This is a genomic window from Bifidobacterium asteroides, from assembly GCF_030758775.1.
Lineage (GTDB): Bacteria > Actinomycetota > Actinomycetes > Actinomycetales > Bifidobacteriaceae > Bombiscardovia > Bombiscardovia kimbladii.
Genome location: NZ_CP132384.1, coordinates 1,455,580 through 1,472,494 on the forward strand (window position 1 = coordinate 1,455,580; position 16,915 = coordinate 1,472,494).

The following is a 16,915-nucleotide window of genomic DNA, read 5'->3' on the forward strand; positions in this document are numbered from 1 at the left end:
GTTATCTGGGGTTGAGTCTGGTGGTCTGTGAGTTGGGGGCCTCCACCGTGCCCGACTGAGCGAACCGGTCCATGGCCAGTTCGCGCATCCGCCCCACGTAGCAGGTGTCCACGGCAGCGTCCTTGAAGACGGTGGCGACGGCGACCTGGTCGTGGCAGAAGCTGATGTCCATGCCGCATACGGGGCACTTGTGGGCCCGCTCGTACGTGTCCAGGGCCATCATCCAGTCGCGCTCGTATTCGTCCCATTCGACCGGGTCGTCGGGGGTGGGCTGCCAGCCGAGCCAGCGCTTGTAGGAGATGCCCAGGCTGCGGGCCACGCGCAGCTGGGCCAGGACATCGGGATGTTGCGCGAGCCAGTCCGCTAGCCGATCAGGTCGCGCACCGCTTTTGGGAGCGCATCTATGGGCGTGTTAAGCGTCTGGATGGTCTGGATCAGGTCGGCCACCTGGATGTCGGTCAGCGAGCCCATCAGCCCGGCCAGGTCCTCCCCGCCCAGGTCGATGTCCTCACCGTCCTTGTAGCGGGCTTTGACCAGCATGCGGGGCACCGCGTCGGCGACCATGCCCTGCAGGTCCTTGACGGCCCGGTCGCCCTTGACCTGCGTGTGGTCGATGACGATGGCGTTCCAGGGGCTGGAGGGCAGGCCCCGGAGGGTGAGCACCAGGGTGCTTTTGTCCAGGTCCTTGACCATGCCGGCCAGACGCTCCTTGTCCTTTTTGTTTGGCTTGTCCTGGCTGTTGATCCGGTTGCTCAGGTCGATGATGTCGCTCATCAGCTGCAGGTCGGTGACGATCTCCACGTCCTTGGTGATGGGTTTGACGGCGATAGGCATGCGTGCTCCTAAAAGATAAGTGGCGTGCTCCAGGGAACGGTTGCGAGATCCCCGCATGGCCGGAGCACAGGGTCATGCGGGGAAGCATCATTTGGTCAGGCCGTGACGGTGGCGGTCTCGTCCTGGGATCCGGGCGCGACCGAGAAGCTGATGGTGCTCATCATGCGGGCGTTGTCCGCGTGGGCCACGGGGGTGGCGATGCCGATCACGGTTTTGAAAACCGACACCTTCTGGCCGGCCTTGTATGCGGCCTGGCCTGCGCCACGGCGGCGCACCAGATACCCCTTGGTCCCCTTGACCAGGGTCTCTATGGCCGCGTTGGCATAGCCCTCGTTGTTGACGTTGTTGATCACCTGCAGGGACCCGCCGTCGTACTTTTCGGCTCCCGGGATCTCGCCCACGTCGGCGGAGGCTTCGCGGTCGTCCTTGATGGACTCCTGCGTGTGGTTGAGCTTCCATCCGGTCGAGGTCAGGTAGGCGGAGACGTTCAGGTTCCCTTCGGCGTTGAGCTCGGCCTCGGTGGGCTTGGTCATGTCCTTGATGCTTCCGTGGCCGGGGACGAAGGTGGTCAGGATATTGCCGTCCTCGAGGATCGCGGCAGGCAGGCCAGTCTCCTCGTTCACCGCAGGAGTGGTCGGCGTGGTGTTTTCATTGGTATCAGTGGTGTCTGGCATGGGTGCCTCCGAATCATGGTTGTTGGGTTTAAATATGGAAAAGCCCCGCGGATAGGCGGGGTGAATGCAAGTCAGCTGGTCCAGGCGAAGCGCCAGGTGAGCACGCGCATCAAGAAAGGAACGGATGTCTTTGGGTCGGTGAGCTCGGCCGCGTACAGGCCGGAATCCTGGTCGGGGATCAGCCTGCTGGTCCTCCGGTCGGCGGGCTTGGCACCGTCCAGGGCGGCTTTGAGCCGGTCCATGGCGATGCTGATGCCGTCGCCCTGGCGGCCGACGACGCGGATGTCGAGCACCCCGTCGTGGGAGACGGCATGCAGATCCTCCGCTCCGCTGCGCCCGGTCTCGGAGACGCGCACCACCACCCAGGGCGGGCTCTGCCCGGTGGCCACGTCCTCATACACCTTCCACCCGGGCATGTCCGGCACCAGGGCCATGACGGCTTTCCTGACCTCCACGGTCCGGCTCATAGCTTGGTCGCCGCCTCTCTGACATACCGGGCGGTCGGCTCCAGCTCGTCAGCGCCATGCTCGTAAAACCGGTGGTGACCGCCGCCCCGGCTGGTGCCGAAGAAGGCGAGGTTGGCCAGGCTGGATGCGCCGCCCTGCTCGGGGCCGATGTCCGCCTCCACGACCGGGCCCCGCTCCTGCATGTCGTAGTGGATGCGGATGCGGCGGAAGGCATGGTTGCCGGAGGATTGCAGGTCCTCGCTCACGCTCTGCTTGATGTTCTGCGCCCCGTGCTTGACCGCGGCTGCGACCAGCGCCTGGTTGCGCAGGGGCACGGCGGCGAGCGCCTTGGCCAGGTCCCCGACCTGGCTCACATCGATGGTCGGCATGTCAGTCCTCCTCGGGTATCTCCTGCACGTTCCACCGTCTGGCCGTCGCCAGGGTCTTCTCGGATTGCATGTTGACCAGGCGCATGCACCTGCCCATCAGGTCCGGGTCATTGGAGTCGACCACCTGGGCCACGTCCTTTTCACGCAGTCCTGTGGCGCTGATGGGCAGGTGCAGGTAGAGGCTCCATTCGAGGACGAGCCCGCCCGCGTTGGAGGAGTCACCGGAAGCGGTGGTTGTCTGGGAGGCCATGCCCCCGGAGGTCTGCACCTTGCCCGGCCCCTCGTACAGGACCTCCCCGGTTGGGGTTTCCGCCCCCGTGACGGGGTCGACAGCTGGCTTTCCGGGCCGGGTGATGCGGATGGTGTCGGTCATGAGGCTTTCGGCTGCGCGTCTGAGCCTGGGCAGGCTGGCGGCGATCATGCTTGCTGGGTCCATGCCGGCCTCCTGTCAGGCGTAGGGGTATGAGGGCAGGGGCACGTATACGGGGTCCATTTGGGCCTGGATGCTGTTCCTGCCTGTGTTGTCGATGCGGAGGAGCTGCTCCCATTCCTCGTCGAGGATGATGATCTCTCCGGTGGAGCGGGTCGAGTCGATGGTCTGCTGGATGTTGCCGTCGTCGACCTGGGTCATGACGGAGCGCAGGCCCTCGGGGTTGAGGGCCTTGCGTTCCACGGCGCTGACGAGCACGTCCTTGACGGTGTCCTGATAGGCGGGGTCCTGGCTGGCCCACTCGTCCAGGAGGGGAACGCGGGAGCGGACCTTCCTTTCGGCCTTGTCGAGCCAGTATTGCATCTGCCGGCCTTCGGTCCCGTCCTGGTCGATGCTTCTGCCCAGGGCGGTTGCCACGTCCTGGACTTCCGCATACTTCGCGTGCCGCTGCTTGTCGTCGCCTGCCATGGTCACTTGTTTGCGGGCTTGGCGCCGGCCATGACCTTGACGCCGCGCAGGACGGCGGCGGCCTTGGTGGCCTTCAGGCAGACGGCCACGGGCCCCAGCTCGACCTCGCCGGACTTGACGGCCTTGGCGGTGCTGAAGTCGGGCAGCCAGGTCTTGACCAGCTGGCCTCCGGCGGTGCTGACCGCGTGGAAGCCGTCCAGGCCGACCCGGTAGGCGTACACGCTGGTGGTGCCGTCGGCGGCCACGGGGATGATCGGGTCGTTGGTGCCGGCCTTGGCGCCGGCGTCCACGAGGGTGATGCCTCCGTAGGTCTCCCTGGTGATGGGCCGCCCGTTGGCGCCAACCAGGTCATCGACCGGGCTGCGGGTCCAGGCGCTGGAGCGTCGGGCAGCGGCGCGGATCTTGGCCAGGGCCTTCTCGTTGCCGACCAGCACGGTGGGGGTGCCGTCCAAGAGGGAGAGGAACTCGTCCAGGCTGTCCAGGATGTTGAAGCCGGAATCGCTCATGTCGGTCCAGTCGGGCTTGCTGTCCGTGTCCTCGGTGGAGGAGCCGGTCAGTGCCTTGTCCAGGCCGTCGAAGCTGTTTTCGTTCTTGGTCTGGTCGCCGTTGATGACGGTGTCCTCGAAGAGGGTAGTGGTGGCCTTGATCTTCTGGATCAGGTTCTGGGTGACCGCTCCGGATGCGGCTGGCCCGAGGCCGGCGATGACCCGGTCCACCTCGAAGGCGCCGCCCAGGACGGCCAGGTCGACGCTCTTCTTCTCGGTCTTGACCTCCTGCGGCTCGTACTCGCTGTTCAGGGCGCGGAAGGCGGCGGTGGGCTGCGTGGTCTGCCGACGGTAGGAGTAGGTGAGCGTCGCCCCGCCGCCTGCCGGGTTGACGACGTCGTCGAAGATGAGGGAGTCGAGGATCTCGGAGTTCTTTCGGAACTCGTCGATGACCATGGGGTCGTAGTCCTCGAGCGTGTTGTTCTTGGCTTCCGCCAGTGTGACTGCCATACGGATTCTCCTTAGTGGGTTTTACTGCTTGTAGTGTCCGGCGATGGCCTCGGCCAGGTTCGCGGGTTTGGGGCCTCCGCCCATGCCCTGGCTCTTGTCGGGCTTGGGTGCCGGAGGCTTGTGGTCGGCTGTGCTGATCAGGGCGGAGAGCTCCTCGGCGTCCTTGGCCATCTCCTCGGCGGTCTCCCCGCGCAGCCTGGTGGCGAGCTTGAGGGGGATGCTCTTGGAGGCGGCCACCTCGTACTGCGTGGCTTTGCGCCGGCTGGCCTCGGCGTCATGCTGGAGCTGTTCGAGCTTTTCGGCCTGCTTCTGCTCCTCGCTCTTGTCGCGGTCCTGGTATTCCTTGAGCTTGGCTTCCAGTTCGGCCGCCCTGGCCTTCGCGGCCTTGGCTGCCTGGCGTTCGGCCTCCAGGGCCTTCTTGCCGCCTTCGCCCAGCGGCTCGTCGCCCTGACCATGCTCCGGACCTTGATTGCCGGCCTGGCCTTGGGTCTGCGGGTCCGGGTCGCCCGTCCCCTGCCCTTCGGCGTCCGGCTGGTCGATGGTGCGTATCCGCATCCAGTACAGGTCGCGCATTCGCATCCATTTGAGGTTGTGCATCGTTTCTCCTTGCTGTTGCCATGTCGCATGGCTGCGCCGGACGCCTCGCGCGACCGGTGAAAATCCTGTTTGTCGGCTAGTTGAGCCAGCCGTAGTTGTGCAGAAGCCGGAGCGCCTTGTCGTGGTCGCTGCCGGCTATCTGGTAGATGGTCTCGGGCATGAGCCTGGGCCTGTCCACCCGCGTGGAACGGCCTCCGGCTTTGACGAAGTCCTTCGCGTAGCCGGCGTCGATCATCCGGTGTGAGGCGTAGCCGCGCCTGGTGGTGGATTCGGTGGTGTATTTGATGCGCCGGTCCCAGGCCTGGGCGGCGCTGACGCTGCCCTTGCGCCGGTAGGCGTTGACCAGGGCGTTCAGATCGGCCCCGTCACGGTAGGCGCGCGCGTTGGCCCGGCTGCCCAGCGTCCTGGCCAGCTGCCTGTCGTCCAGCCGGTCCAGCCAGGCCCTGGGGTCGGCGCAGGCGTTGTCGGGCATGCGGGTGGCGTACACGGCGATGCAGTCGCATCTAGGGTGGCGTTCGAAGGCCTTGGCGCCGCTGGGCTGTCCGGCGAGGATGACGCACCGGCCGCATGAGGGCGGGGTGAGCGCCCGCACCCAGACGGCCGTGTGGCGCCGGCTGCGTGCGGCCATGGCCGATGCGGACCGGGAGGTGTCGGCCAGGATGGTCCTGGCCCGCTGCTGCAGCTGGTCCTCGATGATCTTCAGGGCGATCTGCTCGTCCAGGCCTTTTTTGACGGCCTGCTTGCCGGCGACGACCGCCCCCCACATATCGTCCAGGGTGTCGTAGCCGGCCCCGTCCACGCCCACCCACTGGCGGGGGTCGACCGGGTACTGCGCGTACAGGGGGTGTCCGTCCAGCTCGCGCATGGCTTCCGGCGTGGCGGCTGCGGAGTCGGCTGCCGTGGCCTGCTGCGCCTGGTCCAGCGAGGCGAACAGGGCCGGCATGATGGCCGCGTAGGAGTCGGCGAAGTCACTGCCGGCGTTGGCCCGCCACAGGAGCGTGATCCTTCTGGCCAGCCGGTTGCTGCGTTTTCGGAGTCTTCTGGCCTGTCTGACCGCCGTCTGGGGCAGGTCCTGCCCCACCATGGTCCTCATGGTCGTCCTCCCCGTCCATGGGCTTCACGTAGCCCCAGTCCTGCATGTCGTCGTCGGTGAAGCGTTCGCGTTCCTTGTCCTTGCGGGCTTCGGACCAGCCGAGCTCGTCCCAGGCCCCCTCCCTGCTGAGGATCCCCGTGGCAACGAGCTTCTGGATCGCGTCGGCCTTCTGCGCGAAGGTGGGGGTGTTGGGGTCGTCCCAGTCGGTGCGTATGCGGTGCCCGTCCACCTGGTCGCCTGTGGCCATCCGCCAGGCCAGGGCCATCACATCCCCCCAGGAGTCGCCGTCCAGGCTGTTCTTCAGCTCCACGTTCTTGACCAGGCGCACCTCGTCGGCGCGGATGGCGCCTTCGCTGGCCGGGTTGGCGCTGTTCTGTCCGAAGTAGCGGACGGGCAGGCCGGTGACGGCGCTGACCTGCTCGGCCAGCAGGTCGATCACGGTCTTGAAGTTGCTCAGGTCGCTGGCCGTGAACTGTCCGAACTTGGCATCCTTGGACTTGCTGGTGGTCATCGCCGTGTAGTAGGCCTGCCAGGGTGTGGCGATCCTGCCGGTCCTGGCGTCGATGAAGTCCTTGTCGGACAGGCCGACGGCCCATTTGCCGGGCACGGCGTGCGTCTCCATGGCCACCTGCAGGTCCATGAGCGCCCTGGCGGCCATGTCGGTGGGGCGCAGCACGTCCTGCATTTCGCTTTCGCCGGTGAAGTCGCCCACCCTGGGGCGGTTGATGAACTGCACGACGGGCACCTGGCCCAGATGGTGCTCGTCCCGTTCGGTCACGGCCCAGTTCCAGCCGGTCCCCTTGTCCAGGTAGACGGTGGAGTCGGGCTGGTAGAGGGTGGCCTGCGTGGGCGCGTTGGCCCGGTACGGGTCGTAGTAGACGCGCAGGGCGGCGGTGATCCTGCGGGTCCTGGGGTCGATGCGGGCGATCATGGACTTGGAGGATTCCACCGTGATCAGCGGATGCGCCTTGTCGTCCGGGTTCGCTCCGACGGTGACGAACCCGTGCCCCTGGATGCGTGTCTCCAGGTGCGCCAGCACGCTCTGGGACTCCATGTTGTTGGCCTCCCAGATCTCCCACAGCTGGTCGCTGGCCTGTGGCTGGTCGGGCATGCTGAAGCTGCGCACATGCTGGCGTTGCACCACGGTGTCCACGGTCACCCGGGGCCAGTTCAAGGGGAATTCGAAGGCGCGTAGCTCCGGGGGGACGGCGATGCCGAGAATCTGGAGCATCTGCGCGCCACGGTAGTAGTCGTCCAGCTGCTGGTGGGTGCGGCGCAGGCGCGTCAGCCGGTAATACAGTGAGCGAACCAAAGCCTGCTCGTCAGAAGATAGACCCGTTTGCGCCATGCCAGTCCCCTTCGTCGTAGTCGCTGAATACGAATGCCTTGCCCTGGTCGCCGTTCCAGCCGAGCGCCCTCATGTCGCTGGCGGCCTCGTGGGCGAGGATGTCGGCCATGCTGATGTCGATCTTCTGGTTTTCGCTGGGCTTGCCCAGGACGAACCTGTCGCCGGGCTTGGCGACCATGCGGGCCGCCATCATGTGCAGCTTGGCGGTCGGGTCGGGCGAATGCGTGGTGGTGCCGTCCGCCGTGTCCTCCCTGAATCTGACCAGAGCGTCGTACATGCGGCCCACCTGGTTGGTGGGCCAGGCGACCACCGTGTCCTCACCGTAGCGTTCGCTCCATTCGTCCACCTGCGTCTCCCAGGGGTGCGGGTCGCAGTAGAAGCGCATCACCCGGTATTTTCCGAACAGTTCGGACACGCAGGCGTCGACCTCGCTGCGCGGGATGCGTCCCTCCCACTCCCTGGGGTTCCACCAGGCTGGCCTTTTTGCCGGTCCGTAGGTGGGGGTCCACCGCCATCCGTCCATGGTCTCGGCCCGCAGGGCGGTCCAGTCGCCGGACTGGGAGCCGTCGAAGCCCATGCAGATCTCCGACCCTTCGGGCGGCGGATCGCGGTCCACGGCCGTGCTGTCGTACAGCTGCTCGGGCATGTAGGAGCCCAGGCCCTGCACCAGTTCGCATCCGAAGAACCGTCTGGCCTGCGCCGGGTCGCGTTCCAGCAGTTCGGAGGCCGTGGCCTCCACCGCGTCAAGGTTCACCCATGGGGAGCCTTTGTAGACGAATTCGAGAATCTTCCTCCGGTCCTTGGGGTCGGTGAAGTCCAGGCTCGGGTCGTGCCTGGGGAAGTATTTCATGATGTCGTCGCGGCGGCTCTCGTAGGTGGCCTGGCCGAAGCTTGCGTCCATGGGGTCCCAGGGGTTGGTCAGCTCCAGCATGCGCCCGTCCATGCCGGATACGCCTCGGAGCACCGTGTCGGCCACTTCGAACATGCCGCTCCTACGGGTGTAGATGCCAGACTCGTCCAGCAGGGCGAAGTTGACCGGATTGCCCAGCTTGGATCTGGCCGAGGCGGTCACCGGGTCGATGCGCCCGCCGTTGGGCAGGCGGATGAAGCCCTCGCGCACGGTCATCAGGTCCGAAAGCCTGCCGTTGCGGATCATGGTCTGCAGCGGCCTGTACACGTTGGCGGTCTGCTCCTCTGAGTTGGCCAGCAGCTGCACCAGTGCGGTGCGCCTGGGCATACCCATGGGCTCGCCCGGACGGTACTCGTACTCGAAGCCGCACCCGCACCCCCAATCGGAGCACCGGTACACCTCGCCGCCCTTGGCCCAGCCGCAGAACACGCACGGCCCGCCGCCCTCAAAGCAGGCCACAGCAGCGCCGAAGGGGCTCTTGCCCAGCTTCTGGCCGCCCACGATCTGACCCCGGCGCCACTTGTATGCGGACCCCTGCAAAGGCCGGCGCACGTCATAAGAAGCGTCGGCACGCACCGTGTAGAAGTCCACCGCGTTGAGCAGCTGCCAGCCGGTCAGGATGAACGGCTTGCCCAAGTCGAAGCCGCTGGGCACCACGCAGTGCCAGGCCGTCCAGTCGGCGAACAGGAAGCCGAGCGACTTCGGCGGGGTGTGCCGGGCTTTCTTCGCCAAAGCGCTCACCCCATCTCCTCGTACCGTTCCCTCGCACTCGGGAACGCGATCACGTTCCTGGCCGGCCTGGTCTTCTTCCTGGTCTTGACCTCGTGGGGGACGATCCGCCACCCGTTGAGCTTCAACCCCTGCGGGGTCAGGCCGATGGTGTCCGCATAGCGGGCCAGTGTCGCCCTGTCCGAAGCCGTCGACGAGGAGGATTCGCAGATCACATACTGGCGCGCATACAGGGCCACCGTCCCCTGCAGGTAGGCGTAGCAGGGGTCATGCCAGGCGATGGCCTGCGGCAGCCTCCACAGGCCCTTCCACACTTCGAGCTCGCGCTCATGCCAGTGTTCGGTCGCGGCATCGTCCTCCAGCTTGTAGGTGCCTAGAGGGAATCTGGGCGGCCGGTACCGATAGCCGTTCGCATCCAGGGCGAAAGCGCCGCCGGAAGACCGTCCCAGACGGTCCGAACGAGCGGAATTCGGGTCATAGGCCGGGCCCGAACGGGCGCGGGCTCCTCCGGACACCATGGCCGCTCACCTCGCCTCCCGCGCATGCTCCCGCAAATTTTTGAACCCTCCGCACCTGTGAGCCACCTCACCGGCGGTCTAGAAGGCCCGCCCGGGGGGTCACCCCCCTGGGGGTGGGCAGGTCTGATGATTCGTCGACGCTCTCATCCTCGAAGATCGATTCCGGCTTCTCGTCTCGCATCGCTGTCGTTCGCTGTTCGCTGTTTGCCTGTCGTTGTGTGCTGTCTGCCGACTGTCAGGCTTGGCTTGGCAGATCGCAGTCCTTGGCTTACGTCCAATGTTCGCGCATGCGCACGCTGTTGGCTTGCCCTGCGCTGCGGTTGCAGTGCGCATGCTCAGGACCAGTCCAGGCCAGACGGTCGTCCGTGTGCCCCAGGTCCCACGCCTCGCCGCGTCGTATCGGCTTGCCGCATCTGCTGCACAGCACAGCATGCCCCTGGGCCAGGTACCGGGACCACCTGGCCCTCTCGGCCTGATGCCTTGCATCGTAACCGCGACGTGAGGCTGAGCCTCGCTCCCGCTCGTGCTCCTGACTGTGGGCCTTGCAGTAACGCTGACCTCGAGGGACAAGCCGCGGGCAGTTGTGCCACGCGCACCTGCTCAACGGCATGGAAGCCTCCTGCCTGGCCGAGGGGATGGATGAGTGGGATGCCTGGCTCGCGTCCAGATGTTGGGTTTGTGGCGTGGCCAGGCAAGGATGATGCCCGCAGGGAGAAGTCAAGGGGAAGACCTGCGGGCAAGTATTATTCGGCGATGACTCTGCCTGTAATGTCGCAGAGCTGCCAGTCGTCGGACAGAAGCTCGATCTGGGTAGGGATCCAGGGAATGAAACCATATCGGGAGGCAGCAGTCAGGTAGTCGTGGGTGGGCTGGCCTGCATCCCTGGTCTGTCGGTCGTCCTGGGCCGTGCGCAGGCGGATGTCCACATCCTGCGTCCAATGGGGCAGACGAACACTCACCTGCTCACCTCTATGGTCTTTGAGGTATTTGAGTGCCTTGTCGAATCCAGCCATGATGGCTCCTTTTATTCTTGTGCTTGCCTGACCCGTTTCTCGGCTATCGTCTGATAGTCGGTGACGATCTCGCATCCGATGAACTGCCGGCCTTCGGCCAGTGCGGCGACCCCGGTGGTGCCGGACCCCATGAACGGGTCGAGGATCGTGCCGCCTGGCCGTGATGCCTTGACCAGCTGGCGCATGATGCCTACAGGTTTCTGGGCGATATGCACGCGTTCCTTGTAGAACACGTTGGGCTCCTGCAGGATGCCGGCTTGTCCCGGCACGTCCAGGTGTGCGGCCTGGCCTTTGCTCCCCCAGACAACGTACTCGCAGCTGTTGGCGAACCGGCCAGGCTGGTGGCGGGAGTTGCTCTTGTACCAGGGTATGATGCCGCGCCAGGTGACGCCGGCCGCCTGGATGGCGTCGGTCATCAACGGCAGCTGACGCCAGTCCGAGAACAGCATGACCAGGCCGCCATCCCGTAATGCCGGCATCGCCTCCGTAAGCCAAAGGTCCATCCAGCGCAGGTAGGAACGCTGGTCGCGCTCATCCCCGGCAAAGTCCACCATCCGGTCACGATAAAGCTGCGATGCGGAACCATCCACGTATTTCTTCCTGGTGCTGCGCTGCCGCTCACCGGCTGTCCTGCCGCCGCTCGAATAGGGCGGATCAGTGATGATCGCATCCACGCTGCCGGACGGCAGCCCTCCCAGCATCGCCATCATGTCGCACCCGTACAGGGTTGCTTTTCCGTCGTCAAAATAAGGGGCGGACTGCACTAACTAAACCTCCAGCAAAAATAAAAAAAAAAATGGAATCGAAAAGAGAGAAAGATATGCGAAAGGGCCGGACATCTCTGCCCGACCCTTACATTGAAATTCAACTGTAACATAGTTTAGCGGAACAGGCCGGAATGTCAAGCCGCGCTCGCGGGACGGCCCATCTCGATCCTGGCGATGATGTCGCCGACCCGGTACACGTTTTTCCCGTTCGTCCCCTTCTCGCAGGGGATGATGCCTTTCTGCGCCCATTTGCGTATCGTGCGGGGCGTGACCTTCCATCCGCATTGGGTGAGCAGGTGGGCGATCTCGCCCGACGTGCCCTCCTGGTAGGAGTCCATGAGCCAGTCGCGCTGCGCCTGTCTGGTCTCTGCCAGATCGTTGAGCTGGCCGCAATTCTGGCAGAAGGCGTACTGGGACTTGTCCAGCACCCAGAGGATGGCGCCGCAGGCCTGGCACCAGCCGCCTCTCCTCTTGTCCTGCTCCCAGTCGAAGATCCGTTTGACTCTCTCTGCCGCCTGCCGCATCTGCCGCTGGATGCGCGCCGCTCGAGGGTTGCGGGCCAGTGAAGGTACGCCCTCCATGAGCAGACGCCTACCCTCCTGCCTGCCCGTGCTTTGCGGCACCAGGGCTGTGTAGAACTGGCGGAAGAACTGCCATGTCGACCAGGCGTCCTCCCTTAGCGGGTCCGGGCTGGAGGCTCGAGGGCCCATGCTGCCCTTGGCCAGCTGCCTGGGTCCTGGCTTGGCCTGCCTGGTTGCCACCTGGTACAGATCATCCGCCCTGTCGCACAGGTAGCCCAGATCAACCCTCAGCACCCGCTGGCAGTCCTTGCAGATTCGCTCCCCGTCAGCGAGCGCTGCTCCATCATTTGGGCATGTTTCAGCCAAGTTGCATCCTTTCCTGTCCTGGGTCGGCCGACTTGTCCACGCGGAGTCGGTCGGCCAGGAAGGTGACCGTCACTTCGCTGGTTTGGAAGTCGTCGCCGGGGCGGACCGTGATGGACCCGTCCTTGATGTATTTGGACAGTTCTATGCCGTCCACCTGCAGGCTTCCGTCGTTGATGCTGACGGTGGTTCTTGGTCGTGAGGTCAAACGCACTGTTGGCATGGTCTCCTCCGCTTGGCTGGTCTCCTTCGGATGTTTGCTGCCCTTCGGGGTCTCAAAACTTGGGTGTCCCCGTTTCTATGCCCAGATTATCGGCTTGCTTGTCTGACTCACGCGAAACCGTTGCTCGCATGGCAGCGATGACTGCCGGCGGATACCCGTATTTGCGTTTCAGCTCCTCGTCGTTTGCGCCGTTCCGGATGTCCTGCAGGGCCTTGGCCTGCTGGCTGGCGCGGGTCATGACTGCGGCCATATCATACAGATGACACATACAGCCGAGATCACTGCCAAGAACCCGAACACAAGGGCCAGACCCGCAAAACCGCATGAGATAACTTCCTTACCGCGATCCTGGTAGACCTGTGAGATGATCAGGCTTGCCACAATGAGCACTACGGCCACGCAGAATATGATGATGGCCTGAGTTTCGTTGCTCATGCTTCCTCCCTTGGTCCCAGTTCCCAATGCCCGTCGTCCATGTCCATATGCCAGTGTCTGGGGCAGTAAAAGCCTTTCCCGTTTACATAGATCCAGCTGGTCGCTGGCGGGTTGCCTACGTCGAACATCACTCTAGGGTCCAAGTCATTGAGCGCATCCACCAGCTTCTGGTCGCACAGTGCCAGGCTCTTCCCGCATCCCGGCCAGGTACAGAGGACCGTCTGGCCTTTCCAGAATGTCTGCGTGGGGTTTCTGAGCGTCTTTTCGATGCGGTCTGCCGCCTGCTGTGGCGTATGCCCGTCCCATTCGGGGGCGCAGTCGACTGCGGGGCAGTCGAACAGATACCAATACAAATCCCGGTAGTGGTTGCTGACCTGGCCGGATGGCAGCTGGGCGGTGACGATGAACCATCCCCCGCCGAAGCATAATTGTCCGTCGTGGTGGCGTTGGGATTTGACGACCGGCCATCCTGCCTGCCGCCAGGCTTTGACGGCCCAGGCGTGGTAGAGCATCCGATACCGGTACAGCTCGTCGAACGTGTGGTAGCCGTCGCTCAACTGTCCTGTGTCCTGTGCTGCTATGCTCATGCTTCCTCCCTGAGCGTTGTGGCTTTAATCCCTGGGCCAACGTCTGCTGGTATCCCGATGGTGGTGACATAGCTGCCGGCGATGCAGGCTACGATGATCGTGCACATGGCGACGCCGAAGCATAGGCCCATGAACGCCGCCAGCCACTCGCGCGAAACGAAGGCCACGCCGACGCCGATGCCTTCCAACATCATCGTCACTGCCTCCAGGACAATAAGCCAGTATTTTGGACGGTATTTGATGATTCTCATTCCCCCTCCTCTCCATCCAGGCGTTTGCTCTGGCCGTCCAAGGCGATGCTCTGGGCCGTCAGCCCGTTGATCACCGGCAGGCAGGCTTTCGCCTGCTCCAACTGACCGGCCGTCTGGAAGTGTCCGATGGCGGACTGCAGTCGGCTGATGGCCTCGTCCACGCTCCGTTTCGCCTCCCATATCTGGTATTGGGCTTTCCATCGTGCTTCATCCTGCAGTGTTGCGGTCATGGTATTTCCTTAATACTTTGATGAATTCTTCTCTTTCCTGGGCTGTCATCGGCGGCGTGGGATCGGGGCCTGTGATCCGCTCGTCCAGTTGGTCGTCGATGTGCCAGTGCTCTGGGCAGTAGTCGCGTCCGTCGTCGGTGTGCAGCCAGTCTTCGTTGAAGCTGTCTGGATCGGCGGTCTGGTCGCAGTCCGGCCAGTCACAGACCAGCGTGTGCGCCTGGAAGGTCATGTCGCTCATCGTCTCGTCTCCTTGGTGTTGTAGCTGCCGGCGTCCGAGTAGTCGTCCTCGTCGAGCACCCAGTCCCGCCATCGGGCCGGACTGTGCGCATCGAGACTGGAGACGGTGGTGTACCCGCAGGTCATGCACCGGTACAGGACCAGGCTGATCAGCGAGGGCCGGCCGTCTGGCAGGATGCGCACCGCCTGGCCGGTGATGGACCGGGGCATGGCGTTCGTCCCACACCCGGGGCACCGGTAGGGCCCGCCCAGACCTTTGCCGCAGATGAGCAGCCCGTCCATGGGCTCCCAGTGATCCCAGAGGATCGGCCACCCGTCCCACTTGACGGGCAGCACATGCCGGCTCATGACTGCCACCTCGGGTCAGGCCCAGGCACCCGGTGCGGCCACTTTTTGCCATACCAGTCGTAATGCCAGTGGTCCGAGCAATAGTCTTTGCCTGTGGTTGGGTCGTGCATGAATTCTTTGTCGGAAAAGTCGTCGTATTCCTCGTCGGGCAGGTAGGCCCATTGGCGGACAGCCTCCTCATAGGTGGCGTTCCCGTCGTACAGGTCGTTCTGCGCGGTTTCTTCGCAGTCAGGCCAGTCGCAGGCGAGGCGATGGTAGGTCAGCACGCGGTCGCTCATGATTCCTTCTCGCCGGGTTTGTACCTGTCGGGGTAGGCGGCTCCGAGCAGCTCGGCTACATGCTCGTAGGCGCGCTCCAAGCCGATGCTGTGGTCCTTTGCATAATCCTCGACATCGTATTTCGTCAGGCATTCCTCGGGCAGCTCACCTGCAGGGTCCTGGATGCCGGTGATCCACCATCCGTGCCGGAGCATGGCCATCAACGCGTCAGGGCCATTAGGATCGTCGTACTCGTCCAGCCAAGGCACCCTTTGGGCGCGCACCTTCGTAAAGTCGGCGGTGAAGTTGTTGAACTCGTACTGCGCCTTGGCCTGGCCGACGGTGTCAGCTCGGACCACCATGCCGTTCTCGGAATCCTCATCATCTCCGAAAAGCGCGTACGTCTTGCCTGTCCTGCTCATGCTGCACCTCCTAAAGTTTCTTTCAGGCTCATGGCCCCGATCTGCTCCTGTCCCCTGCCGGCGAAGTAATGCCGCTTCGGACGGGGCTTGGCGGGCTTGGGCGCTTCGATCGCCTGCCTGTGCGCGGCCTCCACAGCCAATTCGTGCGCCTCCTGGACAGGCGTGCCCTGCTCCGTCTCCCGGATCAGCCTGCGCCGGTAGGCGAGCGCCTGGTCCGAGCTGATGCCGGCCTGGTCCATGAGCCGGCCGATCTGCGCCTGCTCGGGGATGCGGGCCGCACGCATCCGTTTGGTGAGGATGTTCACGTCGCCGGAGCGCATCCAGTCGGTGCCCGGGTGGGAGCCGTAAAACTGCTCCACGGCGGCGAGCGCGTCCTGGGGGTTGACCCGGTCGTCCAGCTCATGCCAGAACTGTTGGGCGTCCGTGTCGTCGAAGGGGGCGTTGCCGTGGTGGCTCATGATCTTCGCGTACACCAGGGCCGCCTCCGAGTATTTGATCCGCTTGCTCATGCGGTCGGCTCCTTTCCTGCCTGCTGTTGGCGTTCCTGCTCCTGGTCCAGGGCCAGGGCGCGTGCCACGACCTGCCGGTTGTGGTCCAGGTTCTGCTGGCTTCGGCTGGTTGTCTGGCCTGGTTGGCGCGCTCGCGGTTTGGGTTTGTTCTTCCAGCCGCCGGCTCTCAGCCAGTTGCCCAGGGTGGGCACGTACTGGGGGTCGCGGTGTTCGTTGGCGAGGATCTGCGCGCCGTTGAGGAGGGCGGCGAAGCTGGTGTGCGGGCTCTTGCGGTGCAGGACGCGCTTGAGCTCTCGGAGGCCGTCGTCGGGGTTGTCGTGGTTCGGGTAGATGCTCATGATCTGCTCGTACTCACGGGTGGGCTGCGATGAGGGCTGCCGGTATTCGGGCTCGTCGTCGCTCCCGCCCCCCGCTGGGGGGCTGTAGGGGGATTTATCGTTAGATAAATCTTCTTGTGTTCTTGTGTTCTTGTGTTTTGTCCGACTCAGGTCGGATTCATCCGTCTGAATGCCGTCTGAATCTTCATTCTTGTTGTCTGAATGGTGGCTGTGTTTGCGTTTCCGGTAGTCTTCGGCGTTCTTTTCGCGCTTCTTCTCCACCTGGTCGCGCCGGTTGTTGTGCTCCGTGTAGTCGTGGATCACATAGTCGTCGCCGACCTGCTTCAGCAGCCCGGCATCGCGCATCGCCTCTATCTCAACGTCCGTGACCCCAAGCACGTAGCGCATGTCACGGCCGGGAATCCGTCCGTCCGTCAGATTGTCCGAACAGTAGGCGATAGCAAAAACAAAAGCCCCTACCGCTGACGGGCAGCAAGCACGCAGCTGGCGGATCTTGCCGTTCATATAGAAGTCGTTCTTAAGCTTCGCATATCCCTTTCTAACCGGCATGACGGTAGCCTTTCTTCCTGCGCCGAAGGCAGCCGCAGCTTCTCGTGAAGCCGTGGACCAAATTGTTGCCGGCGTAGACCCCAGTACTCCCGCAGTCGCACCGGCAGGACCACATGATCAGCCGGCCTCGTTTGCCCGCATACCCAAGCACGGTCAGCCTCCCGTACCTCCTGCCAGTCAGATCCATGATGGCTCGCCGGCAGTCCGGCACCCGGATCATGGGCGTGGGCTGCCTGTGCAGGCTGAGCACGTCACCCCTGGATGCACGCCCCCCACGCCTGGGGTCAACCCAGTGCAGGCGACGCTCATACTCCCGCCTTGTGAAAGTCGGCTCGCGCAACGTCCGGGCGACCATCATGGTCTGCTCGTCAAGCCATGTCATGGTGTCCTCCCATCCAGGCGAGCAGGACCGCCGCAGCCAGTAGAACCAAGGT

General features: G+C 64.3%; 29 protein-coding genes. All 29 read right to left on the reverse strand.

The annotated features are described in order from the left end of the window. Position 1 precedes the first annotated feature (1 nt). The 29 genes from RAM15_RS05725 to RAM15_RS05865 all read right to left on the reverse strand — a co-directional run bounded on the left by RAM15_RS05725 (position 2) and on the right by RAM15_RS05865 (position 16,863). The gene (locus RAM15_RS05725) at positions 2-319 is read right to left on the reverse strand and encodes a hypothetical protein (protein WP_306221132.1); all 318 of its coding nucleotides are present in this window, start codon (positions 317-319) and stop codon (positions 2-4) included. Between the two features lie 44 nt (positions 320-363). Continuing rightward, positions 364-834, reverse strand: coding sequence for a hypothetical protein (locus RAM15_RS05730; RefSeq protein WP_306221133.1), 471 nt, complete (start codon positions 832-834; stop codon positions 364-366). Positions 835-929: 95 nt separating this feature from the next. Beyond that, the gene (locus tag RAM15_RS05735) at positions 930-1,508 is read right to left on the reverse strand and encodes a phage tail tube protein (protein ID WP_306221134.1); all 579 of its coding nucleotides are present in this window, start codon (positions 1,506-1,508) and stop codon (positions 930-932) included. Positions 1,509-1,579: 71 nt separating this feature from the next. Further along, on the reverse strand, positions 1,580-1,975 hold the full coding sequence (gene gp17, locus RAM15_RS05740) for a tail completion protein gp17 (RefSeq protein WP_306221135.1): 396 nt from the start codon (positions 1,973-1,975) through the stop codon (positions 1,580-1,582). Continuing rightward, positions 1,972-2,328 (reverse strand): hypothetical protein, encoded by a 357-nt coding sequence (locus RAM15_RS05745; RefSeq protein ID WP_306221136.1) that lies wholly within the window; start codon positions 2,326-2,328, stop codon positions 1,972-1,974. The genes gp17 and RAM15_RS05745 overlap by 4 nt, the downstream gene beginning before the upstream one ends. 16 nt (positions 2,329-2,344) lie before the next feature. After that, entirely contained in the window at positions 2,345-2,779 is a 435-nt protein-coding gene (locus RAM15_RS05750) for a DUF6093 family protein (protein WP_306221137.1), read from the reverse strand. A 12-nt stretch (positions 2,780-2,791) separates the two neighbouring features. Continuing rightward, complete coding sequence (locus RAM15_RS05755; RefSeq protein ID WP_306221138.1) at positions 2,792-3,241, reverse strand: Gp19/Gp15/Gp42 family protein; 450 nt, start codon at positions 3,239-3,241, stop codon at positions 2,792-2,794. Positions 3,242-3,243: 2 nt separating this feature from the next. Further along, complete coding sequence (locus RAM15_RS05760) at positions 3,244-4,236, reverse strand: major capsid protein (protein ID WP_306221139.1); 993 nt, start codon at positions 4,234-4,236, stop codon at positions 3,244-3,246. A 21-nt stretch (positions 4,237-4,257) separates the two neighbouring features. After that, entirely contained in the window at positions 4,258-4,833 is a 576-nt protein-coding gene (locus RAM15_RS05765) for a capsid assembly scaffolding protein Gp46 family protein (RefSeq protein WP_306221140.1), read from the reverse strand. 76 nt (positions 4,834-4,909) lie between these two features. After that, on the reverse strand, positions 4,910-5,917 hold the full coding sequence (locus RAM15_RS05770; RefSeq protein WP_306222258.1) for a VG15 protein: 1,008 nt from the start codon (positions 5,915-5,917) through the stop codon (positions 4,910-4,912). Beyond that, positions 5,802-7,274 (reverse strand): phage portal protein, encoded by a 1,473-nt coding sequence (locus tag RAM15_RS05775; RefSeq protein ID WP_306221141.1) that lies wholly within the window; start codon positions 7,272-7,274, stop codon positions 5,802-5,804. The genes RAM15_RS05770 and RAM15_RS05775 overlap by 116 nt, the downstream gene beginning before the upstream one ends. Beyond that, positions 7,249-8,925 carry a hypothetical protein gene (locus RAM15_RS05780; protein ID WP_306221142.1) on the reverse strand — a complete coding sequence of 559 codons (1,677 nt, stop codon included), beginning with the start codon at positions 8,923-8,925 and terminating at the stop codon, positions 7,249-7,251. The genes RAM15_RS05775 and RAM15_RS05780 overlap by 26 nt, the downstream gene beginning before the upstream one ends. After that, positions 8,922-9,431 carry a hypothetical protein gene (locus tag RAM15_RS05785; RefSeq protein ID WP_306221143.1) on the reverse strand — a complete coding sequence of 170 codons (510 nt, stop codon included), beginning with the start codon at positions 9,429-9,431 and terminating at the stop codon, positions 8,922-8,924. Before RAM15_RS05785 ends, RAM15_RS05780 begins: the two co-directional genes overlap by 4 nt. 743 nt (positions 9,432-10,174) lie before the next feature. Beyond that, entirely contained in the window at positions 10,175-10,444 is a 270-nt protein-coding gene (locus RAM15_RS05790) for a Thoeris anti-defense Tad2 family protein (protein WP_306221144.1), read from the reverse strand. 11 nt (positions 10,445-10,455) lie between these two features. Further along, the gene (locus RAM15_RS05795) at positions 10,456-11,154 is read right to left on the reverse strand and encodes a DNA-methyltransferase (RefSeq protein ID WP_306221145.1); all 699 of its coding nucleotides are present in this window, start codon (positions 11,152-11,154) and stop codon (positions 10,456-10,458) included. A gap of 191 nt (positions 11,155-11,345) precedes the next feature. Then, positions 11,346-12,098, reverse strand: a complete 753-nt coding sequence (locus tag RAM15_RS05800; protein ID WP_306221146.1) for a hypothetical protein — start codon at positions 12,096-12,098, stop codon at positions 11,346-11,348. After that, positions 12,091-12,318 carry a hypothetical protein gene (locus RAM15_RS05805; RefSeq protein ID WP_306221147.1) on the reverse strand — a complete coding sequence of 76 codons (228 nt, stop codon included), beginning with the start codon at positions 12,316-12,318 and terminating at the stop codon, positions 12,091-12,093. The genes RAM15_RS05800 and RAM15_RS05805 overlap by 8 nt, the downstream gene beginning before the upstream one ends. A gap of 52 nt (positions 12,319-12,370) precedes the next feature. Next, a complete protein-coding gene (locus tag RAM15_RS05810) occupies positions 12,371-12,556 on the reverse strand; it encodes a hypothetical protein (protein ID WP_306221148.1) in 186 nt (61 codons plus the stop codon). Then, a complete protein-coding gene (locus RAM15_RS05815; protein WP_306221150.1) occupies positions 12,553-12,753 on the reverse strand; it encodes a hypothetical protein in 201 nt (66 codons plus the stop codon). The genes RAM15_RS05810 and RAM15_RS05815 overlap by 4 nt, the downstream gene beginning before the upstream one ends. Then, a complete protein-coding gene (locus RAM15_RS05820) occupies positions 12,750-13,340 on the reverse strand; it encodes a WDGH domain-containing protein (protein WP_306221151.1) in 591 nt (196 codons plus the stop codon). Before RAM15_RS05820 ends, RAM15_RS05815 begins: the two co-directional genes overlap by 4 nt. Next, positions 13,337-13,591, reverse strand: a complete 255-nt coding sequence (locus RAM15_RS05825; protein ID WP_306221152.1) for a hypothetical protein — start codon at positions 13,589-13,591, stop codon at positions 13,337-13,339. The genes RAM15_RS05820 and RAM15_RS05825 overlap by 4 nt, the downstream gene beginning before the upstream one ends. Continuing rightward, positions 13,588-13,821: a hypothetical protein gene (locus RAM15_RS05830; RefSeq protein ID WP_306221153.1), complete on the reverse strand. Its 234-nt coding sequence runs from the start codon at positions 13,819-13,821 to the stop codon at positions 13,588-13,590. Before RAM15_RS05830 ends, RAM15_RS05825 begins: the two co-directional genes overlap by 4 nt. Continuing rightward, on the reverse strand, positions 13,799-14,059 hold the full coding sequence (locus tag RAM15_RS05835; RefSeq protein WP_306221154.1) for a hypothetical protein: 261 nt from the start codon (positions 14,057-14,059) through the stop codon (positions 13,799-13,801). Before RAM15_RS05835 ends, RAM15_RS05830 begins: the two co-directional genes overlap by 23 nt. Then, positions 14,056-14,406, reverse strand: a complete 351-nt coding sequence (locus RAM15_RS05840) for a hypothetical protein (RefSeq protein WP_306221155.1) — start codon at positions 14,404-14,406, stop codon at positions 14,056-14,058. Before RAM15_RS05840 ends, RAM15_RS05835 begins: the two co-directional genes overlap by 4 nt. Then, entirely contained in the window at positions 14,403-14,684 is a 282-nt protein-coding gene (locus tag RAM15_RS05845) for a hypothetical protein (protein WP_306221156.1), read from the reverse strand. Before RAM15_RS05845 ends, RAM15_RS05840 begins: the two co-directional genes overlap by 4 nt. After that, the gene (locus RAM15_RS05850) at positions 14,681-15,085 is read right to left on the reverse strand and encodes a hypothetical protein (protein ID WP_306221157.1); all 405 of its coding nucleotides are present in this window, start codon (positions 15,083-15,085) and stop codon (positions 14,681-14,683) included. The genes RAM15_RS05845 and RAM15_RS05850 overlap by 4 nt, the downstream gene beginning before the upstream one ends. After that, complete coding sequence (locus tag RAM15_RS05855) at positions 15,082-15,594, reverse strand: hypothetical protein (protein ID WP_306221158.1); 513 nt, start codon at positions 15,592-15,594, stop codon at positions 15,082-15,084. The genes RAM15_RS05850 and RAM15_RS05855 overlap by 4 nt, the downstream gene beginning before the upstream one ends. After that, positions 15,591-16,481: a hypothetical protein gene (locus tag RAM15_RS05860; RefSeq protein WP_306221159.1), complete on the reverse strand. Its 891-nt coding sequence runs from the start codon at positions 16,479-16,481 to the stop codon at positions 15,591-15,593. The genes RAM15_RS05855 and RAM15_RS05860 overlap by 4 nt, the downstream gene beginning before the upstream one ends. Continuing rightward, positions 16,471-16,863, reverse strand: coding sequence for a hypothetical protein (locus RAM15_RS05865; RefSeq protein WP_306221160.1), 393 nt, complete (start codon positions 16,861-16,863; stop codon positions 16,471-16,473). Before RAM15_RS05865 ends, RAM15_RS05860 begins: the two co-directional genes overlap by 11 nt. Between the last annotated feature and the right edge of the window lie 52 nt (positions 16,864-16,915).